Below are 750 nucleotides of genomic sequence, written 5' to 3' on the forward strand. Positions count from 1 at the left end.
CGGCTAGGCCGTACAGCTCCGCGAGGATGTCGTAGGAGCGCAGGCGGTCGGCGTGGTCGTAGACCATCGTCGTCACCATGACCTCGTCGACGGCCGTCCGGTCGATGAGGGCGTCCATCTGCCGCCGGACGGTCTCCGGGCCGCCGACGACCTGGTCCGCCACGCGCGACTGGATGATCTCCCGCTCCAGCGGCGTGTACGGGTGGGACGCGGTCTCCTCGGGTGTCGGCAGCGGCCCCGGGCGGCCCTGCCGCAGCCGCAGGAACGCCAGTGCCTGGGGCGCGGCCATTTCCCGGGCGCGCTCGTCGTTCTCGGCCGCCGTGACCGAGACCCCGATCATCGAGTAGGGCTCGTCCAGTACCGCCGACGGGCGGAACGAGTCGCGGTAGAGGGTGAGCGCGGGCACCGTGTTCTCCGAGCTGAAATGGTGCGCGAACGCGAACGGCAGGCCCAGCAGCCCCGCGAGCCGGGCGCTGTAGCCGCTCGACCCGAGCAGCCACACCGGTGGCTCGTTGCCCGCCGCAGGGGTCACCTTGCTCTGCGCGTCGAAGTAGCCGCGCAGCTCGACGACCTGCTCGGGGAAGTCGTCCACCGACAGGGCGTCCGGGGAGCGGCGCAGAGCGCGCGCGGTCGCCTGGTCGGTCCCCGGGGCCCGTCCAAGACCGAGGTCGATGCGTCCTGGATACAGCGCCTCCAGCGTCCCGAACTGCTCGGCCACCACCATCGGCGCGTGGTTCGGCAGCATGATCC

General features: G+C 72.0%; 1 protein-coding gene. It reads right to left on the reverse strand.

Going from position 1 to position 750, the window contains the following annotated elements; genetic code table 11:
• Positions 1-750, reverse strand: a 750-nt coding sequence (locus E1298_RS47370) for an LLM class flavin-dependent oxidoreductase (RefSeq protein WP_131903912.1), incomplete at both ends; no start/stop codon positions are given.

Origin of the sequence: Actinomadura rubrisoli (genome assembly GCF_004349215.1) — a bacterium.
Lineage (GTDB): Bacteria > Actinomycetota > Actinomycetes > Streptosporangiales > Streptosporangiaceae > Spirillospora > Spirillospora rubrisoli.